General features: G+C 24.1%; 2 protein-coding genes. Both read left to right on the forward strand.

Annotated features, from left to right (window positions below):
* The coding region (locus tag ACXYRR_RS04180; RefSeq protein WP_458598196.1) for a hypothetical protein at window positions 1-343 on the forward strand (343 nt) is incomplete at its 5' end.
* Between the two features lie 433 nt (window positions 344-776).
* The coding region (locus ACXYRR_RS04185; RefSeq protein ID WP_458598198.1) for a S8 family serine peptidase at window positions 777-1,902 on the forward strand (1,126 nt) is incomplete at its 3' end.

A 1,902-nucleotide genomic window follows, 5' to 3' on the forward strand; every position in this document is an offset into this window, starting at 1 on the left:
TTATTTAAATAATGAAGATATTGATGAATTCTTTAAGACTAAAAATTTGTTAATGTATGAAACAGGAAATAAAAATTCTGGATTTTCTCAATATAACTTAGTCCCAGATTATAAAAGAGAAGATACAATGCATCATTTATATTTTTGACTGATAAATTTAGAGCAATTAGGTGTTAAATACAAAGCTGAAGAAAGTTCACAAAAAACCCGTATAACTATGAATGTAAAATATATTAATAAATCTAAGGCTATCACTGTTAATAAGAATCCAAGCGATCAGCAAGTAAGGGATCTTTTTGAATATTTATGAAACGAAATAAGTTTAGCAACTTCAGATGTCTAATAATTTAACATAAAGCATACATACAAGAAAGTATAAAACCAGCAGTTTTTAACTTTGAATCGTCATAGCAAATTGCTGTGGCAATTTTTAATTTAAATTTGTTTGCGTTTTTTATTCATTATATCGTTTCACTTTACTCTTGAGAATACTTAATAGTTTTTCATAAGTTGTTTTTGAATAACCTCTACAATCTCAACATTCAGATTTTAAGTTTGAAAATAAGTAATCTATTTCTCTGTTGTCTAAATAAAAATTTTTAATTTATTTATCTTAGTCATTTCGAAACTGCTTTTTCATATTTTTTACATATTTTCAAAATTTTTTACTATATTTTAAATTATTTTTTTAATTTCTCCTTTTTTATGTAAAATAAAAAAAGTAAGAAATTGAAAAGAAATTTATTTCTTACAAAAAAACACAAAAAGGAGTAAATATGAAAAAGCAAATTAAAAAAATATTTTTATTTAGTAGTATTTTAACTACATCAGTTGCTAGTATAGTAACATTAACAGCTACAAATGTGTTAAAAAATCAAGAAAAACCTTGATATTTAGGATATCAAAGCAATAAATTAGAAGTTCGTATAAACAAAAACGGACAACTATTTAATTCTGTGAGGAATGTTCCTGTAAACAATAATTATGAATTAAAACTTTTATTAAATTATGAAGCAAACAATTCAGTTATGGATGAAAACTTAACCGTCCAAAAAAATAATAAATTCATAGAAAACATTAAAAAATCAAATTTATATTTCAAAGGCTATCAAACAAGCTCGATGATGCCGATAGTTTGATTCTATTTTGATAACGAAAATCAAAGAAAAGAATTTGTCAAAAATATTATAGAAAAAAAAGAAATTTATAAGGGTATTTTATTTCCAAATGAAATACAAAATCTACAATTTTCTACCAACAGTTCAGATAAAGAAGAAGAAATTGATTGAGATGTTTATTATAATCGTGATATTATAATAGATAATTCAAAAGACTTAGATATAGTAAACTTTAAAAAACAAATACAAAGAGAAAATAGCAGATATCGAAATAAAAAAGGAAATGTTGGTGTTATAGAAGTAAAAGGAAAAATCGATACAACAAAATTACAAAACTTTCAAAGGTATGGTGTTGAATTACAAGATATTGATAAAAAGATTAAACTAAGTCATCATGCAAACGAAGTTTCAAATATCGCAGCAGGTGAAAAAGGATATGATAGATATTCAAAACTTTATTTTTCAGCATTTATTGATAATTATGAATGACAAAGTGCTATTGAATGAATGGTTAAAGAAAAAGGAGTAAGAGTTATAAACCATAGTTATGGTATGAAATATGATAATTGATGAACCACATATGATGAAAATAATTTATTTTTAGATTATATTTCTAGAAAATATGGAGTTGTTAATATCTTTTCATCCGGAAATGGAAATGATCAAAAAGAAAAAGAAAACGAATGGGTAGATGGGTATGCACTTTCACCTAATAACTTAATAGTAGGGGCACTTGATTTTAACGAATTCACACAAAAACCTACTGAATCAATAGCAGAATATT

Source organism: Mycoplasma sp. 246B (assembly GCF_054353935.1).